Origin of the sequence: Pseudomonas fluorescens, from assembly GCF_902498195.1 — a bacterium.
GTDB classification, from domain to species: domain Bacteria; phylum Pseudomonadota; class Gammaproteobacteria; order Pseudomonadales; family Pseudomonadaceae; genus Aquipseudomonas; species Aquipseudomonas fluorescens_BU.
The window spans coordinates 529,696-551,996 of record NZ_CABVIY010000002.1 but is presented as its reverse complement, the minus strand read 5'-3'; the positions used below and the strand labels follow the sequence as shown (position 1 = coordinate 551,996).

At 62.6% G+C, this 22,301-nt stretch carries 19 protein-coding genes; 6 read left to right on the top strand and 13 right to left on the bottom strand.

Annotated features, from left to right (window positions below; translation table 11 throughout):
• Positions 1 to 57 precede the first annotated feature (57 nt).
• From F8N66_RS07920 to F8N66_RS07855, 13 genes are all read right to left on the bottom strand, one after another.
• The gene (locus tag F8N66_RS07920) at positions 58 to 1,335 is read right to left on the bottom strand and encodes a flavohemoglobin expression-modulating QEGLA motif protein (RefSeq protein WP_150769655.1); all 1,278 of its coding nucleotides are present in this window, start codon (positions 1,333 to 1,335) and stop codon (positions 58 to 60) included.
• A gap of 26 nt (positions 1,336 to 1,361) precedes the next feature.
• Entirely contained in the window at positions 1,362 to 1,916 is a 555-nt protein-coding gene (locus F8N66_RS07915; protein ID WP_150769654.1) for a hypothetical protein, read from the bottom strand.
• A 124-nt stretch (positions 1,917 to 2,040) separates the two neighbouring features.
• Positions 2,041 to 2,757, bottom strand: a complete 717-nt coding sequence (locus tag F8N66_RS07910) for a TetR/AcrR family transcriptional regulator (RefSeq protein ID WP_191622935.1) — start codon at positions 2,755 to 2,757, stop codon at positions 2,041 to 2,043.
• A gap of 102 nt (positions 2,758 to 2,859) precedes the next feature.
• The gene (gene lysS / locus F8N66_RS07905) at positions 2,860 to 4,362 is read right to left on the bottom strand and encodes a lysine--tRNA ligase (RefSeq protein WP_150769653.1); all 1,503 of its coding nucleotides are present in this window, start codon (positions 4,360 to 4,362) and stop codon (positions 2,860 to 2,862) included.
• Positions 4,363 to 4,474: 112 nt separating this feature from the next.
• Positions 4,475 to 5,570, bottom strand: a protein-coding gene (gene prfB / locus F8N66_RS07900; protein ID WP_150769652.1) for a peptide chain release factor 2 whose coding sequence is annotated in 2 segments (ribosomal slippage) — positions 4,475 to 5,497 and positions 5,499 to 5,570 — 1,095 coding nt in all. Because the reading frame shifts where the segments join, the coding sequence is not laid out codon by codon here.
• 229 nt (positions 5,571 to 5,799) lie between these two features.
• On the bottom strand, positions 5,800 to 6,801 hold the full coding sequence (locus F8N66_RS07890; protein WP_150769650.1) for a response regulator: 1,002 nt from the start codon (positions 6,799 to 6,801) through the stop codon (positions 5,800 to 5,802).
• A 48-nt stretch (positions 6,802 to 6,849) separates the two neighbouring features.
• Positions 6,850 to 7,860 carry a chemotaxis response regulator protein-glutamate methylesterase gene (locus F8N66_RS07885; RefSeq protein ID WP_150769649.1) on the bottom strand — a complete coding sequence of 337 codons (1,011 nt, stop codon included), beginning with the start codon at positions 7,858 to 7,860 and terminating at the stop codon, positions 6,850 to 6,852.
• Entirely contained in the window at positions 7,857 to 10,121 is a 2,265-nt protein-coding gene (locus F8N66_RS07880; RefSeq protein ID WP_150769648.1) for a hybrid sensor histidine kinase/response regulator, read from the bottom strand. The genes F8N66_RS07885 and F8N66_RS07880 overlap by 4 nt, the downstream gene beginning before the upstream one ends.
• Positions 10,118 to 10,801 carry a chemotaxis protein CheW gene (locus tag F8N66_RS07875; RefSeq protein ID WP_150769647.1) on the bottom strand — a complete coding sequence of 228 codons (684 nt, stop codon included), beginning with the start codon at positions 10,799 to 10,801 and terminating at the stop codon, positions 10,118 to 10,120. The genes F8N66_RS07880 and F8N66_RS07875 overlap by 4 nt, the downstream gene beginning before the upstream one ends.
• Positions 10,798 to 12,069 carry a CheR family methyltransferase gene (locus F8N66_RS07870; RefSeq protein ID WP_150769646.1) on the bottom strand — a complete coding sequence of 424 codons (1,272 nt, stop codon included), beginning with the start codon at positions 12,067 to 12,069 and terminating at the stop codon, positions 10,798 to 10,800. The genes F8N66_RS07875 and F8N66_RS07870 overlap by 4 nt, the downstream gene beginning before the upstream one ends.
• On the bottom strand, positions 12,066 to 12,602 hold the full coding sequence (locus tag F8N66_RS07865) for a chemotaxis protein CheW (protein ID WP_150769645.1): 537 nt from the start codon (positions 12,600 to 12,602) through the stop codon (positions 12,066 to 12,068). Before F8N66_RS07865 ends, F8N66_RS07870 begins: the two co-directional genes overlap by 4 nt.
• Complete coding sequence (locus F8N66_RS07860) at positions 12,602 to 14,224, bottom strand: methyl-accepting chemotaxis protein (RefSeq protein ID WP_150769644.1); 1,623 nt, start codon at positions 14,222 to 14,224, stop codon at positions 12,602 to 12,604. Before F8N66_RS07860 ends, F8N66_RS07865 begins: the two co-directional genes overlap by 1 nt.
• A gap of 304 nt (positions 14,225 to 14,528) precedes the next feature.
• Positions 14,529 to 15,248: a tellurite resistance TerB family protein gene (locus tag F8N66_RS07855; protein WP_150769643.1), complete on the bottom strand. Its 720-nt coding sequence runs from the start codon at positions 15,246 to 15,248 to the stop codon at positions 14,529 to 14,531.
• A gap of 206 nt (positions 15,249 to 15,454) precedes the next feature.
• Between F8N66_RS07855 and F8N66_RS07850 the strand changes: the two genes are divergently transcribed.
• The 6 genes from F8N66_RS07850 (at position 15,455) to F8N66_RS07825 (ending at position 22,213) form a co-directional block, all read left to right on the top strand.
• Positions 15,455 to 16,369 (top strand): LysR family transcriptional regulator, encoded by a 915-nt coding sequence (locus tag F8N66_RS07850; protein ID WP_008151654.1) that lies wholly within the window; start codon positions 15,455 to 15,457, stop codon positions 16,367 to 16,369.
• A 147-nt stretch (positions 16,370 to 16,516) separates the two neighbouring features.
• Positions 16,517 to 17,974 (top strand): gamma-aminobutyraldehyde dehydrogenase, encoded by a 1,458-nt coding sequence (locus tag F8N66_RS07845; protein WP_224790451.1) that lies wholly within the window; start codon positions 16,517 to 16,519, stop codon positions 17,972 to 17,974.
• A gap of 83 nt (positions 17,975 to 18,057) precedes the next feature.
• Positions 18,058 to 19,209, top strand: coding sequence for a putative ABC transporter substrate-binding protein YdcS (gene ydcS, locus F8N66_RS07840; protein ID WP_150769641.1), 1,152 nt, complete (start codon positions 18,058 to 18,060; stop codon positions 19,207 to 19,209).
• Positions 19,210 to 19,427: 218 nt separating this feature from the next.
• The gene (locus F8N66_RS07835; RefSeq protein WP_150769640.1) at positions 19,428 to 20,465 is read left to right on the top strand and encodes an ABC transporter ATP-binding protein; all 1,038 of its coding nucleotides are present in this window, start codon (positions 19,428 to 19,430) and stop codon (positions 20,463 to 20,465) included.
• Between the two features lies 1 nt (position 20,466).
• Positions 20,467 to 21,414, top strand: a complete 948-nt coding sequence (locus tag F8N66_RS07830) for an ABC transporter permease (protein ID WP_150769639.1) — start codon at positions 20,467 to 20,469, stop codon at positions 21,412 to 21,414.
• Positions 21,404 to 22,213 carry an ABC transporter permease gene (locus F8N66_RS07825; RefSeq protein WP_150769638.1) on the top strand — a complete coding sequence of 270 codons (810 nt, stop codon included), beginning with the start codon at positions 21,404 to 21,406 and terminating at the stop codon, positions 22,211 to 22,213. The genes F8N66_RS07830 and F8N66_RS07825 overlap by 11 nt, the downstream gene beginning before the upstream one ends.
• Positions 22,214 to 22,301 lie beyond the last annotated feature (88 nt).

Sequence of the window (22,301 nt, the reverse complement as noted above, 5' to 3'; positions counted from 1 at the left end):
GGTTGAATGTTAGACCGCATTCGCGAGCAAGCCCGCTCCCACATTGGGTCGATGTCGCTACAGGATGTTGGAGTAATCCGCCTCGATCCGGTCCAGGCTCAGGTGATTCAGGAAGTTGGAGAAGCACATCCACGCCGACAAGGCGTTCATGTCGCGGAACTGTTCCGGCAGGTACTTGGGCGGCACCACCAGCCCTTCGTCCACCAGCTGGCGCAAGGTGCGCATGTCTTCCAGGGTGGTCTTGCCGCAAAACAGCAGCGGTATCTGCTCCAGCTTGCCCTTGCGCACGGCCAGCTGAATATAGTTGTAAATCATGATGAAGCCCTTGAGGTAGGACAAGTCTTTGGTAAAAGGCAGACCGGTCGGCGTCGAGCCACGGAAAACGCGGCTGGTGTTGCTGTAGCTCTCGGGCATTTCGAAACCCTGTTCGCGGAAGAACTCGAACACCTGCAGGAAGTCGGCGCCCTCCTCCACCATGTGGATGGCGCGCGTGCGGTTGGTCAATTTGCGCAGGCGGCTGGGGTAGGAGGCGAAGGTGATGATTTCCATCAGGATCGCCAGGCCTTCCTGCGTCACCGTCGACGAGGGCGGGCCCTTGGACAGGAAGGTGCAGATGGGCTGGTTCAGGCCGTTGAGGGTGGTGCCGACGTGCACCAGGCCTTCATGGACTTCCAGGGCGCGCACGTCACGCTCGTTGAACATCGCATCGCTGCGGATCTTGATGTAGTCGGCGCCGGCCGCCGCATCGGCAACGATCCCGTCGGACTCGAACACCCGGATGGTTTCCTCGGCCTCGCCGAACACCTTGCTCAGCCGCAGTTGCAACATGCTGACGGCGTCCTTGGCGGTGAGGATTTTCGGTTCGTCCTTGAGGTCGCCACGGCCGTCGATGTTGTTCAGGTAGTCGGACAGCATCAGGCCCAGGTCGGACAGCGTCGGGTCGCCGGCGTGGAACGCGTCGGAGGCGGCGCCGTACAGCTCCTGGGAGATCAGGCCGAAATCCTCGGTGCCGCGCGCTTCGAGCATGCGCACCACCATCCGGTATTCCTTGCACATGCGGCGCATGATCTGGCCGACCGGGTTGAACTGGCCGAGCTGGCGGGTGATGTCGCGCTCGATGTTCTGGAATTCCAGCTTCACCTTGCTGGAATCGAAGGACAGCGGGCGGTTGAGGTAGTAGTCGCGGTCCACCGCCGGCATTTCCTTGCCCTTGGCCTTGAGGAAGCCCTTGCGGATGTTGTCATCCCATTTGACCGCGTCGAGGACGCGGATCGGCGTCTGCGCCAGCACAATGCGATCGGACAGAATGCGTATCGACTGCTGGTAATCGTCCACCGGAAACTCCTGTTGAAACCTGTTGATTATTGGGCTTTGGCCTGGCGCTGGTAGCGAACCGCTTCGACGAAGACATCGGAGTTGGCGGGATCGTCGAGGTAGGCGGACACCTGGTCCATGTTGCTGTCGATCAACACGCCTTCGCCGTCGTCGGTCTGGAAGCCTTCGCCACTGAGGGCTTTCTGCCCCAGCGCCTGCTTGATTTGCTCGAGGTCGAGGTTGTACACCACCAGCTCACGCTGGTCGGTGAGTTCGAAGCCGGCAATGGTGAAATGGCCGCCGAACTGGGCCGGCACTTTCGCCGACAGGTACCAGCGGTTGCCGTGGCGCGACACCGTGAAGGGATAGGCTTCGCGCTCCCTGGGCTTGTCCCTGAAATAGCTGACGGCCTGATAGCGATTGTCGCCGACCCGCGTCAGTTCCAGGTTGAGCGGCTCACCCCAGGCGTTGGTGCTGGTCCATTTGCCGAGCAGCCCTTTGGGCGCGGGCTCGCTGGTGGACAGCGGCGCCTTGAAGGTCACCAGGCAGCCACTGAGCAGCAGGCACGACAAGGCGATCACTACGACACGCCAGGCTTTCATTCAACACTCCCTTGAGGATGACACCGCCTTTGTAGGAGCTGCCGCAGGCTGCGATCTTTTGACTTTGATTCTTTAAAACAAGATCAAAAGATCGCAGCCTGCGGCAGCTCCTACAGGGATCGCGTTATACCGAAGCCAGCACCAAATGCATATAACGCGTAAGTATGCCGAGCATTTCCGCTTCGGCGATTGGCTCGGCGTCGTTGAGCAGGCCCTGATATTCCATCCGTCCGATTATAGCCGTCAACACTTTGGCATCCTGTTGCGGCTCGCGCGAACCCAATACCTGGAAAAGCTGGCAGGAGCCCTGCAAAAGGATTTGCTGATGCGAGCGCACCAACTCGGCGAGGCGCGGGTTCAGCAGCGCTTCCTGGCGGAACGCCTGCTCGGCCATCAGGTGCTCGCGACGGGTAACCAGTTGCCGGTGGACATAGTCGGCCATCAGCCGCGCAATTTCGTCCGCCAGGTGCGAGCGCGCCTCGGGACTGCCGTCGCCGCTGGCGATCATGTCCCGCAGCAGGCCCTGGTTGTTATCCCACAGCTTGGCCATGTAGGCCGCGCTGCGCTCCACGTATTGAGCGAAGGTATCGGTGAGCAGGTCATCAATATCCTTGAAGTAGTAGGTGGTCGCCGATAGCGGCACATTGGCCTCGGCGGCCACTGCCCGGTGGCGCACCGCGCGCACACCCTCGCGCACGACAATGCGCATCGCGGCATCGAGAATGTCCTGGCGACGCTGCTCACTGCCCTGCCGGCTGGCCTTGCGACCCTGGTACTGAACACTTTCAGCGACCGCAGTGGCGATACCCGCTGCACCTTCTTGAGCCATTGCACGGTTCACGACAGGAACTCCTCTCTCTACTTCAAAAGTAACTATTTGATACGTTTGTACCAGACAGGCAATAAAAAACCGCCAATTCAGGCGGTTTTTTTATTGGAACACTTAAGCTTGCGGTCGCATGTGCGGGAACAGGATCACGTCGCGGATCGACGGTGAGTTGGTCAGCAACATCACCAGGCGGTCGATGCCGATGCCTTCACCCGCCGTTGGCGGCATGCCGTACTCCAGCGCGCGGACGAAGTCGGCGTCATAGTGCATGGCTTCGTCGTCGCCGGCGTCCTTGTCGGCCACCTGCGCCATGAAGCGCTCGGCCTGGTCTTCCGCGTCGTTCAGCTCGGAGTAGGCGTTGGCGATTTCACGACCACCGATGAACAGTTCGAAACGGTCGGTGACGTTCGGGTTGTCGTCGTTGCGACGGGCCAGCGGCGACACTTCGAACGGGTACTGGGTGATGAAGTGCGGCTGCTCCAGCTTGTGCTCGACCAGTTCTTCGAAAATCATCACTTGCAGCTTGCCCAGGCCTTCGAAGCCCAGCACCTTGGCGCCGGCCTTCTTGGCGATGTCACGGGCCTTGTCGATGTCGTTCAGGTCATCGGCGGTCAGCTCGGGGTTGTACTTGAGGATCGAGTCGAACACCGACAGGCGCACGAACGGCTCGCCGAAGTGGAACACCTTGTCGCCGTAAGGCACGTCGGTGCTGCCCAGTACCAGCTGCGCCAGTTCACGGAACAGCTCTTCGGTCAGGTCCATGTTGTCTTCGTAGTCGGCGTAGGCCTGGTAGAACTCCAACATGGTGAATTCAGGGTTGTGACGGGTCGAAACGCCTTCGTTACGGAAGTTGCGGTTGATCTCGAACACTTTCTCGAAGCCACCGACCACCAGGCGCTTGAGGTACAGCTCCGGCGCGATACGCAGGAACATTTCCATGTCCAGCGCATTGTGGTGGGTTTCGAACGGCTTGGCGGCCGCGCCACCCGGAATGGTTTGCAGCATCGGCGTTTCCACTTCCAGGAAGTCACGCTTCATCAGGAAGCTGCGGATGTGGGCGATGACTTGCGAACGCACGCGGAAGGTCTGGCGCACGTCTTCGTTGACGATCAGGTCAACGTAGCGCTGGCGGTAGCGCTGCTCGGTGTCGGTCAGGCCGTGGTGCTTGTCCGGCAGCGGGCGCAGGGATTTGGTCAGCAGGCGCACGTTGGTCATTTCAACGTACAGGTCGCCCTTGCCGGAACGGGCCAGGGTGCCTTCGGCGGCAATGATGTCGCCCATGTCCCAGGTTTTCACCGCGGCCAGGGTTTCTTCGGACAGGGTCTTGCGGTTGACGTAGACCTGGATGCGACCGGTCATGTCCTGGATCACCATGAACGAGCCACGGTTGAGCATGATGCGACCGGCAACCTTGACCGGAATTGCAGCCTCTGCCAGCTCTTCCTTGGTCTTGTCCGCGTACTGTTTCTGCAGTGCATCGCAGTAGTTTTCGCGGCGGAAGTCGTTCGGGAAGGCGTTGCCCTTGGCGCGCTCGGCAGCAAGCTTTTCCTTGCGCAGGGCGATCAGGGAGTTTTCTTCCTGTTGCAGGGCTTGCGGATCGAGTTCTAGGTCGCTCATGTCTTTAAATATTCCATCACGGGTTCGTTGCCCCCGGCCTGCGGCCGGGGATCGCCAGCGGGCTGGCTCCTACAGGGATCGCGGAGTTACGGGCGATCCGGTGTTGCATCATTTACAGCCCGGACTTCAGGCTGGCTTCCAGGTATTCGTCGATGTCGCCGTCGAGCACCTTGTCGCAGTCGCTGCGTTCGATGTTGGTGCGCAGATCCTTGATCCGCGACGCATCGAGCACGTACGAACGGATCTGGTGACCCCAGCCGATGTCCGACTTGGTGTCTTCCAGGGCCTGGGAAGCGGCGTTGCGCTTCTGCATTTCCTGCTCGTACAACTTGGCCCGCAGCATTTTCATGGCGGTGTCCTTGTTGGCGTGCTGGGAACGTTCGTTCTGGCAGCTGACCACGGTGTTGGTCGGTACGTGGGTGATACGTACGGCCGAGTCGGTGGTGTTGACGTGCTGACCACCGGCACCGGAGGAACGATACGTGTCGATCCGCAGGTCCGCCGGGTTGATCTCGATTTCCACCTTGTCATCAATCTCTGGCGAGACGAACACAGCGGAGAATGACGTGTGGCGGCGGTTGCCGGAGTCGAACGGGCTCTTGCGCACCAGGCGGTGCACGCCGATCTCGGTCCGCAGCCAGCCAAAGGCGTATTCGCCCTTGATGTGCACGGTGGCGCCCTTGATCCCGGCGACTTCACCGGCCGACAGCTCCATGATGGTCGCTTCGAAACCGCGTTTGTCAGCCCAGCGCAGGTACATGCGCAGCAGGATGTTGGCCCAGTCCTGGGCCTCGGTGCCGCCGGAGCCGGCCTGGATGTCCAGGTAGGCGTTGTTCGGGTCCATTTCATGGCTGAACATGCGACGGAATTCCAGCTTGGCCAGGTTGGCCTCGAGACGGGCCAGCTCGGCGACGACATCGCCCACTGCGCCTTCGTCGTTCTCTTCCACGGCCATGTCCAGCAGGTCGCGGCAGTCGGCCAGACCACTGTTCAATTCGTCCAGGGTCTCGACGATCTGTGCCAGCGCAGAGCGCTCGCGGCCCAGTTCCTGGGCGTATTCAGGCTTGTTCCAGACACTCGGATCTTCAAGCTCGCGATTGACTTCGGTCAGACGCTCATGCTTTTGATCGTAGTCAAAGATACCCCCGAATAGTTTCGGAGCGCTCGGACAGGTCCTTGATGGTGTTCAGGATCGGGTTGATTTCCATGGCGGGCAGCACTCGTTGGCGAACTTTTGAAAGCCGGCGAGTATAACGGCAAACGGCCGGAAACGGCAGTCCGCCTGGCCGAAAAGGCGGTGTTCGCACACGGACTTTGCATCGGTGGAGAGCAACTGTGGGAGCGGGCTTGCTCGCGAAAGCGGTGCGCCATTCAAAAGTGTGTCGACTGACACCCCGCTTTCGCGAGCAAGCCCGCTCCCACAGGGTGACGCGTCGTTTACCCGATCCCCACCTGATTACGCCCGTTGTGCTTGGCCAGGTACAAGCCCTTGTCCGCCGCCGAGATCAACTCCCGGCAATTGCTGCCGGCAGTCGGGGTGATGGTCGCCAGGCCAATGCTGATGGTCAGGCTCGAGCCTTCGGTGGGCGAAATGTGGGGGATCTTCAGGGCTTCCACGGTCATGCGCAGTTTTTCCGCCACCAGCCGTGCACCGCCCTGGGAGGTGTTGGGCAATACCAGGGCGAACTCTTCACCGCCATAACGCGCCGGCAGGTCGGAAGGCCGGGCGCTGGCGTCACGGATCGCCGCCGCCACCTTGCGCAGGGCTTCGTCGCCTTCCAGGTGGCCGAAGGTGTCGTTGTAGGTCTTGAAGTAATCCACATCGATCATCAGCAACGACAACTGGCTTTGCTCACGCAGCGAGCGTCGCCATTCCAGCTCCATGTACTCGTCGAAATGCCGGCGGTTGGACAGCCCGGTCAGGCCGTCGGAGTTCATCAGGCGTTGCAGCACCAGGTTGGTGTCGAGCAGTTGCTGCTGGCTGACCCGCAAGGCGCGGTAGGCCGCATCCCGCTGCAACAGCGTCATGTAGGAGCGCGAGTGATAGCGAATGCGCGCCACCAGCTCGATGTTGTCCGGCAGTTTCACCAGGTAATCGTTGGCCCCGGCCGCGAACGCCGCGCTCTTGATCAGCGGGTCTTCCTTGGTCGACAGGACGATGATCGGAATGTCCTTGGTCGCCGGGTGGTTGCGGTACTCGCGCACCAGGCTCAGGCCGTCGAGGCCCGGCATGACCAGGTCTTGCAGGATCACCGTCGGCTTGATGCGCACCGCATGGGCAATGGCCTGGTGCGGATCGGCGCAAAAATGGAAGTCGATGTTTTCTTCGTTCGACAACCCGCGTCGAACGGCCTCGCCGATCATCGCCTGATCGTCCACCAACAACACCATGGCGGCATTTTCGTCAGTCTTGAAGTCGTCGAGCTGTAATTCATTCATGTGCGTTCACCTGAGAACTGCCTGGGCCAGGATGGCTGCTAACGGTGGTCATTTTGGGAAAACCTCCAGCAATCGTGGCGCTATCTTTTCCAGCGGGCGTATTTCCACGGCGGCGTCGATGGCCGCGGCCGCTTTCGGCATGCCGTACACCGCACTGCTGTTTTGGTCTTGGGCGATGGTCAGGTAGCCCTGCTGGCGCATGAGTTTAAGCCCCTGCGCGCCATCACGCCCCATGCCGGTGAGCAAAACGCCGACCGCATCACCGTTCCAGTGACTGGCCACGCTCTCGAAAAACACGTCGATCGACGGTCGATAGATTTCGTTGACCGGCTCGGCGGTGTACGCCAGCGTGCCGTTTTTCAACAAGCGGATGTGGTGATTGGTGCCGGCCAGCAACACCGTGCCGCTTTGCGGCGGCTCGCCTTCCTGGGCCAGGCGCACGTTCAGGCCGCTGGCGCTGCCCAGCCATTCGGCCATGCCGGCGGCGAACACCTGGTCGACATGCTGCACCAGCACAATGGCCGGTGAAAAATCCCGGGGCAATCCCTTGAGCAGGATTTCCAGCGCCGCCGGCCCGCCAGCGGACGAACCGATGGCGATCAGGCTCTGGCGCGAACCCGAACTGCGCAGCGGACCGGGGACCGGGCGCTCGCGATGGCCCTTGTCGCCGATCAGCCAGCCGATGTTCATGATTTTGCGCAGCAACGGAGCGGCCGCTTCCTGGGCATTGCCGGCACCGAGGGCCGGGGTGTCGACCACGTCCAGGGCGCCGTGGCCCATGGCTTCGAACACCCGGTGCACGTTCTGCTGGCGATCCACGGTGACGATGACGATGGCGCAGGGGGTTTCGGCCATGATCCGGCGGGTGGCTTCGACCCCGTCCATGACCGGCATGATCAGGTCCATCAGGATCAGGTCAGGCGTCTGTTCGGCACACTTTTGCACCGCTTCCTTGCCGTTGGTGGCCACCCAGACCACCTGGTGCGCCGGCTCATAGGCCAGCGCCCGGCGCAAGGCCTCCACCGCCATGGGCATGTCGTTGACGATTGCGATTTTCATGCCCGCGCTCCTCCTATGAGCTCAACCACTGCATCAAGCAAGGCGTCGTCATGAAAACTGGCCTTGGCTAGATAATAGTCGGCTCCGGCGTCCAGTCCACGACGACGGTCCTCTTCGCGATCCTTGTAGGACACCACCATCACCGGCAGCGATTGCAGGCGGTTGTCCCGGCGCAACAACGACACCAGTTCGATGCCGTCCATGCGCGGCATGTCGATGTCGGTGATCAGCAAGTCGAAATCCTCCGAGCGCAGGGCGTTCCAGCCATCCATGCCGTCGACCGCCACCGCCACGTCGTAGCCGCGGTTGAGCAACAGCTTGCGTTGCAGTTCGCGCACGGTCAGGGAGTCGTCGACCACCAGGATTCGCTTGCGGGCCGCCTCGACGGCCTGACTGTTTTGCCGCGCAATGCGCTCCAGGCGACCGGTGTTGAGCAGCTTGTCCACCGAACGCAGCATGTCTTCGACGTCGACGATCAACACCACCGAGCCGTCGTCGAGCAAGGCCCCGGCGGAAATGTCCTGCACCTTGCCCAGGCGCTCATCCAGCGGCAGCACCACCAGGGTTCGCTCACCGATGAAGCGCTCGACCGCCACACCATAAATCGTATCGCGCTCGCGGATCACCACCACTTTCAGGGTTTGCTGGCTGCCCTGGCTCGCCGGGCGTTGTAGCAACTGGGTGGCGGCGACCAGGCCGACATGCCGGCCTTCATGCCAGAAATGCTGGCGCCCCTCGACCTGGACGATGTCCGCCGGTTCCAGGTCGCACATGCGCTCGATGTGGGCCAGCGGAAAGGCATAGGCCTCGCCGCCGACTTCCACCACCAGGCTGCGCACCACCGACAGGGTCAGCGGCACTTCGAGGTGGAAGCGACTGCCCTCGCCCGCCGTCTGCTCCAGCACCACCGCGCCACGCAACTGGCGGACCATGTGCTGCACCGCGTCCAGGCCGACCCCGCGCCCCGACACTTCGGTGACGGTCTCGCGCAGGCTGAAACCCGGCAGGAACAGGAACGTCAGCAACTCTTCTTCGCTCAACTGCGCAGCGGTGTCGGCCGGGGACAATTGGCGTTCGACGATACTGCGCCGGACCTTCTCCAGATCGACGCCATTGCCGTCATCACTAAGCTCCAGCACCAGCAATCCGGCCTGATGGGAGGCGCGCAAGCGAATCAGCCCTTCCTCCGGCTTGCCGGCCAACCGCCGTTGCTCGGGGGTCTCGATGCCGTGATCGACCGCATTGCGCAGCAAATGAGTCAAGGGCGCTTCGAGTTTTTCCAGGACATCGCGGTCGACCTGGGTTTTCTCGCCCTCGATTTCCAGTCGCACCTGTTTACCGAGGCTGCGGCCCAGGTCACGGACCATCCGCACCTGGCCGGTCAACACATCGGCGAACGGCCGCATGCGACAGGCCAGGGCGGTGTCGTACAACACCTGGGCACGCTGACTGGCTTGCCAGGCGAACTCGTCCAGTTCGGCGTTTTTCTCGGCCAGCATTTGCTGGGATTCCGCCAGCAACCGGCGCGCGTCATCGAGGGCTTCCTGGGCTTCGAGGCTCAGGGCATGTTCCTTGAGATGGACGTTGAGGTTTTCCAGCGCCCGCAGGCTGTTGTTCTGAATGCGCTTGAGACGCTGCAAGGTGGCCAGGTGCGGCTTGAGGCGCAGGGTTTCCACCAGGGACTTGCTCGACAGGTCGAGCAGGCTGTTCAGGCGCTCGGCGGTGACCCGCAACACGCGCTCGCCATTTTCGGTGGTGCGCCTGGTCTTTTTCGGCGCCATCACCGATTCCGTCGGCAGCGCTTCGACCTTGGGTGCGGGCGCCTCGAGTTGCAGTTCCGCCATCACCGGTGTGGCAGGTATCGCCACGGCGGCCGGATCGAGCAGGCGCGCCATCAACACGACATAGGCCTCGATGTCCGCAGGCCCCGGCGCACTGCCCGGCGTGGCGATGCGCATCAGCAGATCAGTGCCTTGCAGCAAGGCATCGATGTGTTCGGGGCGCAGGTACAGTCGCCCTTCCTGGGCACTGACCAGGCAATCCTCCATGACGTGGGCCACGCTGACCCCGGCATCGACCCCGACGATCCGCGCCGCGCCCTTGAGCGAGTGCGCCGCGCGCATGCACGATTCGAGGTGATCGGCCTGGGTCGGATCGCGCTCCAGTGCCAACAGGCCTGCGCTCAGCACCTGGGTCTGGGCTTCGGCTTCCAGGCTGAACAGCTCCAGCAAAGAGGCGTCGCGCATTTGCTCGGGGGTCATGAAAGGCTCCGGGTCACGGCGGACAACAGCTGTTCTTCATCCAGCCAACGCAGGCTGCGACCTTTGAATGGCAGCACGCCGCGGGTGTACCTGGCATTGGCCTGGGTCCCGGAGCGCGAGGCCGCGTCGAGGATGCGCTCGTCGATGGCGTGAATGCCATCGACTTCATCCACCGGCACCACGATCGGCCCGCCATGGGCCGCGATGATCAGCATGCGCGGCATAACCCGCGCGCCGGACGCCACGCTGCTGACGCCATCGAGCCCCAACAACTCGACCAGCGACAGGCACGCCACCAGCGCGCCACGCACGTTCGCCACCCCGAGCAAGGCCCGGGAGCGCTGGTGCGGCAGCGAGTGAATGGCCTGTTGCGGCGCCACTTCCACCAGGCTGCGGGTGGCCAGGCCCAGCCATTCTTCGCCGAGGCGGAACATCAGCAGCGAGCGGGTTTTCACCTCGATCTCGGCGGTGCTTGAAAGGGGTGCGCGATCTTCCTGCTGCAGGGCGTAACGATCCAGCAAGCGCGTCGCGGCAGCCGAATACACGGCGCAATTGCGGCAATGGATGTGCTCGATCAGCAGCGGGCAGGACTTGTCGCCATGGATACCGATGCGGTTCCAGCAATCGTCGATGGCCTGGGCATCTTCACGGGTGACGCTAAAGGAGTCGGCGGCCATCATCGTTTACGCTCACTGTCGGCGGCGCGCTCGCTGCGGGCGGCGCGGTCCTGCAATCGTCTGGCTCCCGCCGTGTCGCCCTGGGATTGCAACAAGGCAGCCAGGTGCATCAACGCGTCGGGATGTTGCGGTTCGAGGTACAACGCCTTGCGATAATACCCCTGGGCCTCAAGGACACTGCCGGCGACATCGCTGAGCAGCCCCAGCCAGTAAAACACCTGGGCCACCGGTTCATGGCTGCGCAGGTACCTTTCGCACGCGGCACGGGCCTCGGCACTTTTGCCTTCGTTGGCCAGTGCGGCAATGTTCGCCAGCAGCGTGGCGGCATCGGTGTCCTGGGATTTGGCGGTCTGCGGCGCTCGCGTAACGCTGGCGAATGGGCGTCGGGTGACCGGCGGCGGCACGACGTTGCGCACCGACGGCGGCACGGGCAACGGTGTGGGCACAAAGGCTGGCAAGGGCTCTGGCTCCGTCGCACTCTGGCGGCTGAAGGCAAAGGACTGTGCGATGCCGATCGAGCGCATGCCCAGGCGCCCCAGCAGGCTGCCTTCGGCCGGGCCGATGAACAGCACGCCGTCGACATGGGTCAGGCGCTTGAGCACTTCGAATACCTGTTTTTGCGTCGGCAGATCGAAGTAGATCAGCAGGTTGCGGCAGAACACGAAATCATAGGGCGGCTCATTGGCGAGCAAGGCCGGATCGAGCAGGTTGCCGACCTGCAGACGCACTTGCTCCTGCACCCGACCGCTCAGGCGATAACCGTCGTTTTCAGCGCTGAAATAGCGGTCGCGAAACGCGATGTCCTGCCCGCGAAATGAATTCTTGCCGTACAGCGCGCGCCGGGCCTTTTCCACCGACAACGGGCTGACGTCCATGCCCTCGACCTTGAACTGGTGCGGCTTGAAACCGGCATCCAGCAACGCCATGGCAATCGAATAAGGTTCCTCGCCGGTGGAGCATGGCAGGCTCAAGATCCGCAGGGCGCGCAGGTTGTTGATCTCGGCCAGCCGCCGGGTCGCCAGTTTCGCCAGGGTGGCGAAGGATTCCGGGTAACGGAAAAACCAGGTCTCCGGGACGATCACCGCTTCGATCAATGCCTGTTGCTCATCCCTCGATCCCTGCAAGGTGCGCCAGTATTCATCGGCCGTTTGCGCCTGGGACGCGGCACTGCGCTGGCGCACCGCGCGCTCGATGATTGCCGGGCCCACCGAGGTCACGTCGAGGCCGATGCGCTCCTTGAGGAAGTCGAAAAACCGCTGATCGCTGTTCATGGCCGCTCCTCAAGCAGCGAGAGGTCCAGGGGCGGGTACGGAAACAACACCGCGCGAACCCGCTCATCCAGCAGATCGGCGACGCGCACCCATTGCAGCAGGCCTTGTTCGTCCTTGCGCACCGGCCCCAGGTAAGGCGCCTGGCGATTGTCCAGGCCGTAGGGCTGAAAATCAGCCGGATCGGCGCGCAAGGTGTCCGTGGCCTGTTCCAGGATCAGTCCAAGCAATTGCGCCTGCCCGCCTTCATCCGGCCGGTAATGCACCAGCACCAGCCGGGTGCTGGTGCGCGCCTGGGCAGGGGTGCCAAAGGTCAACGCGCTGAGGTCGATCACCGGCACCACCGCGCCGCGCCAGGCGAACACCCCGGCCACCCAGTGCGGCGCGTGGGCAATCGGCTTCAACGGTACGCGCGGCAGCACTTCGGCCACCTCTGTCGCCCGCAAGGCAAAGCGCTCGCAGCCGATGCGAAACACCAGGAACAACGCATGCGACGCCTGCTTGACGGCCGTGCGCTTGGCGGTGAGTTCGCTCATCAGACTTTGAATCGCGAAACGCCGCTGCGCAGCCCGACGGCCACCTGGCTCAGTTCGTCGATGGCGAAACTGGCCTGGCGCAGGGACTCGACGGTCTGGCTGCTGGCATCGCCCAGTTGCACCAGCGCGTGGTTGATCTGCTCGGCGCCGGTGGCCTGGGCCTGCATGCCCTCGTTGACCATCAACACCCGCGGCGCCAGGGCCTGTACCTGATGGATGATCTGCGACAACTGCTCGCCAACCTGCTGCACCTCGGACATGCCACGACGTACTTCTTCGGAAAATTTGTCCATGCCCATCACACCGGCCGACACCGCCGACTGAATCTCGCGCACCATCTGCTCGATGTCGTAGGTGGCGACGGCGGTCTGGTCCGCCAGGCGCCGTACTTCGGTGGCGACCACGGCAAAACCGCGACCGTATTCACCGGCTTTCTCCGCCTCGATGGCCGCGTTGAGCGACAACAGGTTGGTCTGGTCGGCCACCTTGACGATGGTCACCACCACCTGATTGATGTTGCCGGCCTTCTCGTTGAGGATCGCCAGCTTGGCGTTGACCAGATCGGCCGCGCCCATCACCGAGTGCATGGTTTCTTCCATGCGTGCCAGGCCTTGCTGTCCGGAACCGGCCGCCACCGACGCCTGGTCGGCCGCGGTGGACACCTCGGTCATGGTGCGCACCAGGTCGCGGGAAGTGGCGGCGATTTCCCGGGAAGTGGCGCCGATTTCGGTGGTGGTGGCGGCGGTTTCGGTGGCGGTGGCCTGCTGTTGCTTGGAGGTGGCGGCAATTTCGGTGACCGAGGTGGTGACCTGCACCGATGAGCGTTGGGCCTGGGACACCAGGGCTGTCAGCTCGGTCATCATGTCGTTGAAGCCGGTCTCCACGGCGCCGAACTCATCCTTGCGCTCCAGGTTCAGGCGACGGCTCAGGTCGCCCGTGCGCATCACTTCAAGGATCTGCACGATGCGGTTCATGGGCGCCATGATCGCGCGCATCAGCAACAGGCCGCAGAGACCGGCGGCCAGGACGGCGATCAGCAGGGAAATGCCCATGATGACTTTGGCGGTGACGACCGCATCATCGATGGCTGCGATGTCCTTGTCGGCCACGGCCTTGTTATGAAGCAGGATGTCGTTGAGCTTCATCCGGCCCGACGTCCAGACCGGCGTCAGCTGTTCGTGGAACATCTTGATGGCATCGGCATCCTGATTGCGCTTATGCAGCTCGATCACGGCACTCAGAACCCGGTGGTACTCCTCGTGGGACTTCTGGAACGCGGCGTACTCGGTCCGGTCTTCATCGTCGGTGATGGTCTGGCGATAGAACTCCATCTGCTCTTGCAGCCGCGCGGCAAACGCACTGAAATCCGAGGCATCCCGGGTGCTGAAGCCCTGCCCTTCCTCAAGGCCCAGCATGGCTTGCATCCGCAGATAACTGTCGGACCAGGCACCGCGAATCATCGAGCTGTAAAACAACCCCGGCAGCGCATCCTCACGAACGCTGGCTTCGCTGGTTTCGATCTTCAACAGCCGTGAATACGAGACGACCACCATCAGCAACATAATGGCGATGATGACTGCAAAACTCGCCAAAATGCGTTGGCGCAACGTCCAGTTCTTCACGGGCTGTCCTCGGGGTTGTTTCGAAATGTGGGGGAGTATAGCCGAGGGCGGTGTCTCATTTATAAGACGGTTGCGCACCACGTCTCATCCCGTCCATAAAAACCCGGGGTTGGCTCTGGGAGGGGACTTTCGGCGATATCGATGGAGGCGTGCCAGCGGTGATTTGGCAGAAAGGGACCGTGGAATGGTCATTGAGGGATGGGCGGTCAAGTGGAAGCGGGGTTGCTCGCGAATACGGTGTGCCAGTCAATGCTGATGTCGCCTGACACACCGTATTCGCGAGCAAGCCCGCTCCCACAGTGGGTTACATCGAAGCCAGCCGCACCTGTTTCTCCAGCTCGGCCTTCAACCCCGGCTCCAGCTTCAGCTGACGCGCCAGCTCATCGAGGTAGGACTTCTCCATGAAGCTCTCCTCATCCACCAGCATCACGCTGGCGATGTACATCTCCGCCGCCATTTCCGGGGTGCGGGCGGCGCGGGCGACATCGCTCGGGTCCAGTGGCTTGTTCAGCTCCGCGTGCAGCCAGTGCTGCAGTTCCTGATCGTTGTCGAGCTTGCTGAACTCGCCCTCGATCAGCTCGCGTTCACGCGCGTCGATGTGACCGTCGGCCTTGGCCGCCGCCACCAGGGCCTTGAGAATCGCCTGGCTGTGCTGTTCGACCTGCGCCATCGGCAAGCGGTCGAGGGTCTGCGGCTCGGTCCTTGGCGCGCCGCCCTGCTGGGACTGCCAGTTGCCGTAGGCCTTGTAGGCCAGGACGCCCAACGCCGCGAGACCGCCATAGACCACGACCTTGCCACCGACTTTGCGAGCCTTCTTGCTACCCAGCAGCAACCCCATCGCACCGGCCGCGAGTGCGCCGCCGCCCGCGCCCGACAGCAGACTGCCCAGGCCGCCCGAGCCGCTGTTGCCACCGAGCAACCCGCCCAAACCACTGGAAGACTTGTTCTGCGCGCCGCCCGACTTGTTCTGCAACATATCCTGGCCGGACTTGAGTAGCTGATCGAGCAATCCACGGGTGTTCATTTTCCGCCTCCACTGACTGATATAACCGGACCATAAGGCCCCCAGCCTAGATCGAAAGTGCCCGACGCCAGCCCGCAAGAGTGCTTCCAGATGTTGCTCGGCGGCTTTTCGCTTGCCGATTGAAACCTGTGGCTTGCCGCTGATTTCTAAAAAATAGATATACACTCGAGCACATCGATAAAAACCGCCCACCGGGTACGCACACCATGATGACCCTGCGTCAGATCCGTCATTTCATTGCCGTGGCCGAGACCGGCTCGATCTCCGCCGCCGCGCAAACCGCGTTCATTTCCCAGTCCACCCTGACGCTGGCGATCCAGCAACTGGAGCAGGAAATCGGTGTCGGCCTGTTCAACCGCCACGCCAAGGGCATGACCCTGACTCATCAGGGCCACCAGTTCCTGCGCCAGGCGCACCTGATCCTCGCCACCGTCGACAACGCCAAACGCAGCCTGCAACAGAGCACTGACCAGGTGGCCGGGCAGTTGATCATCGGCGTGACCAGCCTGGTGGCGGGTTACTACCTGGCGGATTTGCTCACCCGCTTCCAGCGCGCCTACCCCAACGTGGAAATCCGCGTGATGGAGGACGAACGCCCTTACATCGAGCATTTGCTGGTGAGCGGCGAGATCGATGTCGGCGTGCTGATCCTGTCCAACCTCGAAGACCGCCACGCCTTGCAGACCGAAGTGCTGACCCACTCGCCCCACCGGTTATGGCTACCGGCCCAGCACCCGTTGCTGGAACACGACAGCATCAATCTCGCTGACGTGGCCCGCGAACCGTTGATTCAGCTGAACGTCGATGAAATGGACCGCAACGCCCAGCGCATGTGGACGGCGGCATCCCTGCAACCGCGCATCACCTTGCGCACCGCCTCGACCGAAGCGGTGCGAAGCCTGGTCGCTGCCGGACTGGGGGTGTCGATACAACCCGACATGACCTACCGCCCCTGGTCCCTGGAGGGCGACATCATCGAAGCACGGCCCATCGCCGACCTGAGCCAGACCCTCGACGTCGGCCTGGCCTGGCGTCGCGGCACCGCGCGCCCGGCGCTGGTGGATCCGTTCCTGACGGTCGCCCGCGAGCAACCCCACGGCGGGCGCAAGCCATCTATTTAATCGAACGCCACCTTCAGTATTTAGTATTTGTCGACCTCGGGTCCGCGCACTAGTCTTGCTGCATCTAATAAAGACGGCCGGTCCCCAGTCACAGGGAGCTCCGCTATGTCTATACAAGCAGCCACACAAGAAAAGAGAACCCGAAAAATGGCTGGTGCGCAGACCCCGTTGTTCACCGCGTTGTTGATCGATGGCGAATTGGTCGCGGGCCAGGGTTTTGTCGAGCCGATTCTCAATCCGGCCACCGGCGAAGTGCTGACGCAGATCGCCGAAGCCAGCACTGAACAAGTCGAAGCCGCCATCCACGCCGCCCACCGCGCTTTCACCAGCTGGTCGCGCACGACGCCGCAACAGCGCTCGAACCTGTTGCTGGAGATCGCCAACGCCATCGAAAAAAACGCCGACCTGCTCGCCCGCCTCGAAGCCCTCAATTGCGGCAAGCCGCTGCACCTGGCCCGCCAGGATGACCTGAGTGCCACGGTCGACGTGTTCCGTTTCTTCGCCGGCGCCGTGCGTTGCCAGACCGGCCAGCTCAGCGGCGAATACCTGCCGGGTTACACCAGCATGGTGCGCCGCGATCCGATTGGCGTGGTCGCGTCGATTGCGCCGTGGAACTACCCGATCATGATGGCCGCGTGGAAAATCGCCCCGGCCCTGGCGGCCGGCAACACCCTGGTGTTCAAGCCGTCGGAGCACACGCCGCTGTCGATCCTCGCCCTCGCCCCGGCACTGGCCGAGATCTTGCCGCCGGGTGTGATCAACATTGTCTGCGGTGGCGGTGAGGGGGTCGGCAGCCACCTGGTCAGCCATCCCAAAGTGCGGATGGTGTCGTTGACCGGCGATATCGTCACCGGGCAGAAAATCCTCCAGGCCGCGGCGAAAACCCTCAAGCGCACTCACCTCGAACTGGGCGGCAAGGCCCCGGTGATCGTCTGCAACGATGCCGACATCCAGGCCGTGGTCGAAGGCGTGCGCACCTACGGTTACTACAACGCTGGCCAGGATTGCACGGCGGCGTGCCGGGTTTATGCACAGGCCGGGATTCACGACCGGCTGGTGGCCGAACTCGGCGCGGCGGTCAGCAGCCTGCGATTTGCCGGCAAACGCGACGCCGATAACGAACTCGGCCCGCTGATCAGCACCCGCCAGCGCGACCGCGTGGCCAGTTTCGTCGAGCGTGCCCTCGGCCAGCCGCACATTGAACGGGTGACCGGTGCCGCCGTGCATTCCGGCGCGGGTTTCTTCTACCAGCCGACGTTGCTGGCCGGCTGCAAACAGAGCGACGAAATCGTCCAGCGCGAAGTGTTCGGGCCAGTCGTGACCGTGACCCGTTTCACTGAACTGGAACAGGCGGTGGACTGGGCCAACGATTCGGAATACGGCCTGGCGTCGTCGGTCTGGACCCAGAACCTGGACAAGGCGATGCAGGTCGCCGCGCGCTTGCAGTACGGCTGCACCTGGATCAACAGCCACTTCATGCTGGTCAGCGAAATGCCCCATGGCGGCCTCAAGCGCTCGGGCTACGGCAAAGACCTGTCCAGCGACTCACTCCAGGACTACAGCGTGGTGCGCCACATCATGGCGCGCCACGGACAGCATCTCTGACTACGCTAATAACAAGCCGCTGACGGCATGCTTCACCACGTTCGAAACTGCCCCGACCATAATTTGAAGAAGAGGGAATTCCCATGTTCGTGCACAAGACCGCACTGCTCAGTGCAATCACCACAGCGCTGTTGGCCAGTGCCAGTGTCCAGGCCGCCGAGCCACTGAAGGCTGTCGGTGCCGGCGAAGGCCAGCTGGATATTGTGGCGTGGCCCGGCTACATCGAACGTGGCGAAAGCGACAAGGCTTATGACTGGGTCACCGGCTTTGAAAAGGAAACCGGCTGCAAGGTCAATGTGAAAACCGCCGCCACCTCCGATGAGATGGTCAGCCTGATGGCCAAGGGTGGTTACGACCTGGTCACGGCGTCCGGCGATGCCTCGCTGCGCCTGATCGTCGGCAAGCGTGTGCAGCCGATCAACACCGCGCTGATCCCGAACTGGAAGAACCTCGACCCGCGCCTGAAAGACGCACCGTGGTACGTGGTCAACAAGCAGACCTACGGCACCCCGTATCAGTGGGGCCCGAACGTGCTGATGTACAACACCAACGTATTCAAGACCGCGCCCGACAGCTGGGGCGTGTTGTTCAATGCCGAAAACCTGCCGGACGGCAAGCCGAACAAAGGCCGCGTGCAGGCCTATGACGGCCCGATCTACATCGCCGACGCGGCGCTGTACCTGAAAACCGCCAAGCCGGAACTGGGCATCCAGAACCCCTACGAACTGACCGAAGCCCAGTACAAGGCGGTACTCGATCTGTTGCGCGCCCAGCAGCCGTTGATCCACCGCTACTGGCACGACACCACAGTGCAAATGAGCGACTTCAAGAACGAAGGTGTGGTCGCCTCCGGCGCCTGGCCCTATCAAGTCAACGGCCTGGTGAACGAGAAACAGCCGATCGCCTCGACCATCCCGAAAGAAGGCGCCACCGGATGGGCCGACACCACCATGTTGCATACCGACGCCAAGCACCCGAACTGCGCTTACAAGTGGATGGACTGGTCGCTGCAACCCAAAGTCCAGGGCGACGTAGCGGCCTGGTTCGGTTCGCTGCCAGCAGTGCCGGCGGCGTGCAAAGAGAGCGAACTGCTCGGCGCAGAAGGCTGCAAGACCAACGGTTTCGACAACTTCGACAAGATCGCCTTCTGGAAAACCCCACAGGCCGAAGGCGGCAAATTCGTGCCGTACAGCCGCTGGACCCAGGACTACATCGCGATCATGGGCGGCCGCTAAGCACCCGCCCCCTTGTGGGAGCGAGCCTGCTCGCGAAGAGGTCATCACATTAAACGTTGATGGTGGCTGACACACCGTCTTCGCGAGCAGGCTCGCTCCCACAGTTGATCACCGCCGTCGCTGCGAATGCGCTCGGCGTAGAGACGACAGATTCTCGCTTTTTCAGAAGTCCAGGCAGGGCCGCTGCGACGGCCTTCGCCTTTTTGGAGCACCGCACCATGACGCTTGCAGTCCAGTTCACCAACGTTTCCCGTCAGTTCGGCGAAGTGAAAGCCGTTGACCGGGTTTCCATCGACATCCAGGACGGCGAGTTTTTCTCCATGCTGGGGCCTTCGGGCTCGGGCAAAACCACCTGCCTGCGCCTGATCGCCGGTTTCGAACAACCGAGCGCGGGCTCCATCCGAATTCATGGCGAAGAAGCCGCCGGGCTGCCGCCGTATCAGCGTGACGTGAACACCGTGTTCCAGGATTACGCGCTGTTCCCGCACATGAACGTTCGCGACAACGTCGCCTACGGTTTGAAAGTCAAAGGCGTCGGCAAGGCCGAACGCTTGAAACGCGCCGAAGAGGCCCTCGACATGGTGGCCCTGGGCGGCTACGGCGAGCGCAAGCCGGTGCAATTGTCCGGGGGGCAGCGCCAGCGCGTGGCCCTGGCCCGCGCCCTGGTCAACCGTCCGCGGGTGTTGCTGCTCGACGAACCGCTGGGCGCACTGGACCTGAAGCTGCGCGAACAAATGCAGGGCGAATTGAAGAAGCTGCAACGCCAGTTGGGCATCACCTTCATTTTCGTCACCCACGACCAGACCGAAGCGCTGTCGATGTCCGACCGCGTGGCCGTGTTCAACAAGGGCCGCATCGAACAGGTCGACTCGCCGCGCAACCTGTACATGAAACCGGCGACCACCTTCGTCGCCGAATTCGTCGGCACGTCCAACGTGATTCGCGGTGATTTGGCAAAGCAGTTGAGCGGTCATCCGCAGCCGTTTTCGATTCGCCCGGAACACGTGCGCTTCGCCGACGGTCCGCTGGCCAGCCACGAGATTGAAGTCAGCGGCCTGCTGCACGACATCCAGTACCAGGGCAGCGCCACCCGCTACGAACTGAAGCTGGAAAACGGCCAGACCCTGAACATCAGCCAGGCCAACAATCAATGGCTCGACACCAGCGCCCAGCACCAGACCGGGCAACGCATCAGCGCGCGCTGGGCCCGTGAGGCCATGATCCCGCTGCACGACACCCTTGCGGGCGGGGTGTGAGATGAACACCGTGGCCCTCTCGCAAACTTCGGCCGGCGGCTCGCCGCTGCGCCGGTTCTCCAACCTGCTGTATCGCCGGCCCAACCTGTACCTGTCGATGCTGCTGGTGCCGCCGCTGCTGTGGTTCGGCGCGATCTACCTCGGCTCGCTGCTGACCCTGTTGTGGCAAGGCTTCTACACCTTCGACGACTTCACCATGGCGGTCACCCCCGACCTGACCCTGGCGAACTTCGCCGCGCTGTTCCAGCCCGCTAACTTCGACATCATCCTGCGCACCCTGAGCATGGCCATTGTCGTGTCCATCGCCAGCGCCATCGTCGCGTTCCCGATCGCCTACTACATGGCGCGCTACACCACCGGCAAGACCAAGGCGTTTTTCTACATCGCGGTGATGATGCCGATGTGGGCCAGCTACATCGTCAAGGCCTATGCCTGGACCTTGCTGCTGGCCAAGGGCGGCGTGGCGCAGTGGTTCGTCCAGCACCTGGGGCTGGAGCCGCTGTTGCAGTTCGTACTGGGGATTCCGGGCGTCGGTGGCAGTACGTTGTCGACCTCGCACCTGGGCCGTTTCATGGTGTTCGTCTATATCTGGCTGCCGTTCATGATCCTGCCAATCCAGGCTTCGCTGGAGCGCCTGCCGCCGTCGCTGCTGCATGCCTCCGCCGACCTCGGCGCCAAGCCGCGCCAGACCTTCATGCAGGTGATTCTGCCGCTGTCGGTGCCGGGCATTGCCGCCGGTTCCATCTTCACTTTTTCGCTGACCCTCGGTGACTTCATCGTGCCGCAATTGGTCGGCCCACCGGGTTACTTCGTGGGGAGCATGGTGTACGCCCAGCAAGGCGCGATCGGCAACATGCCGATGGCCGCCGCGTTCACCCTGGTGCCGATCGTGTTGATTGCCATCTACCTGACTATCGTGAAACGACTGGGGGCCTTCGATGCACTCTGAAAAGGCTTCATTGGGTCTGCGCATAGCAGCCTGGGGCGGGTTGGTGTTCCTGCACTTCCCGATCCTGATCATCTTCATGTACGCCTTCAACACCGAAGATGCGGCGTTCAGCTTTCCGCCCAAGGGCTTCACCCTGAAGTGGATCGGCGTGGCGTTCTCGCGGCCGGACGTGCTGGAAGCGATCAAGCTGTCGCTGCAGATCGCTTCGATCGCCACGCTGATTGCCATGGTCCTTGGCACACTGGCGTCCGCCGCCTTGTACCGTCGGGACTTCTTCGGCAAGCAAGGCATCTCGCTGATGCTGATCCTGCCAATTGCCTTGCCGGGGATCATCACCGGGATCGCGCTGCTGGCGACCTTCAAGAAGCTGGGCATCGAACCGGGGATGTTCACCATCATCGTCGGCCACGCGACCTTCTGCGTGGTGATCGTCTACAACAACGTCATCGCCCGCTTGCGCCGCACCTCCCACAGTTTGATCGAGGCCTCGATGGACCTGGGCGCCGACGGCTGGCAGACCTTCCGCTACATCATCCTGCCGAACCTCGGCTCGGCGTTGCTGGCCGGCGGCATGCTCGCGTTTGCGCTGTCGTTCGACGAAATCATCGTCACCACCTTCACCGCCGGCCATGAACGCACCCTGCCGCTGTGGCTGCTCAACCAGCTCAGCCGCCCACGGGACGTACCGGTGACCAACGTCGTCGCGATGCTGGTGATGATCGTGACCATGCTGCCGATTCTCGGCGCCTATTACCTGACCCGTGGCGGTGAAAGCGTGGCGGGGAGTGGCGGGAAATAACGAACAACTCAGCTCCCACTGAAGGAACCGACTCCAATGTGGGAGCGGGCTTGCTCGCGAAAGCGGTGTTTCAGCCAACATCAATGTT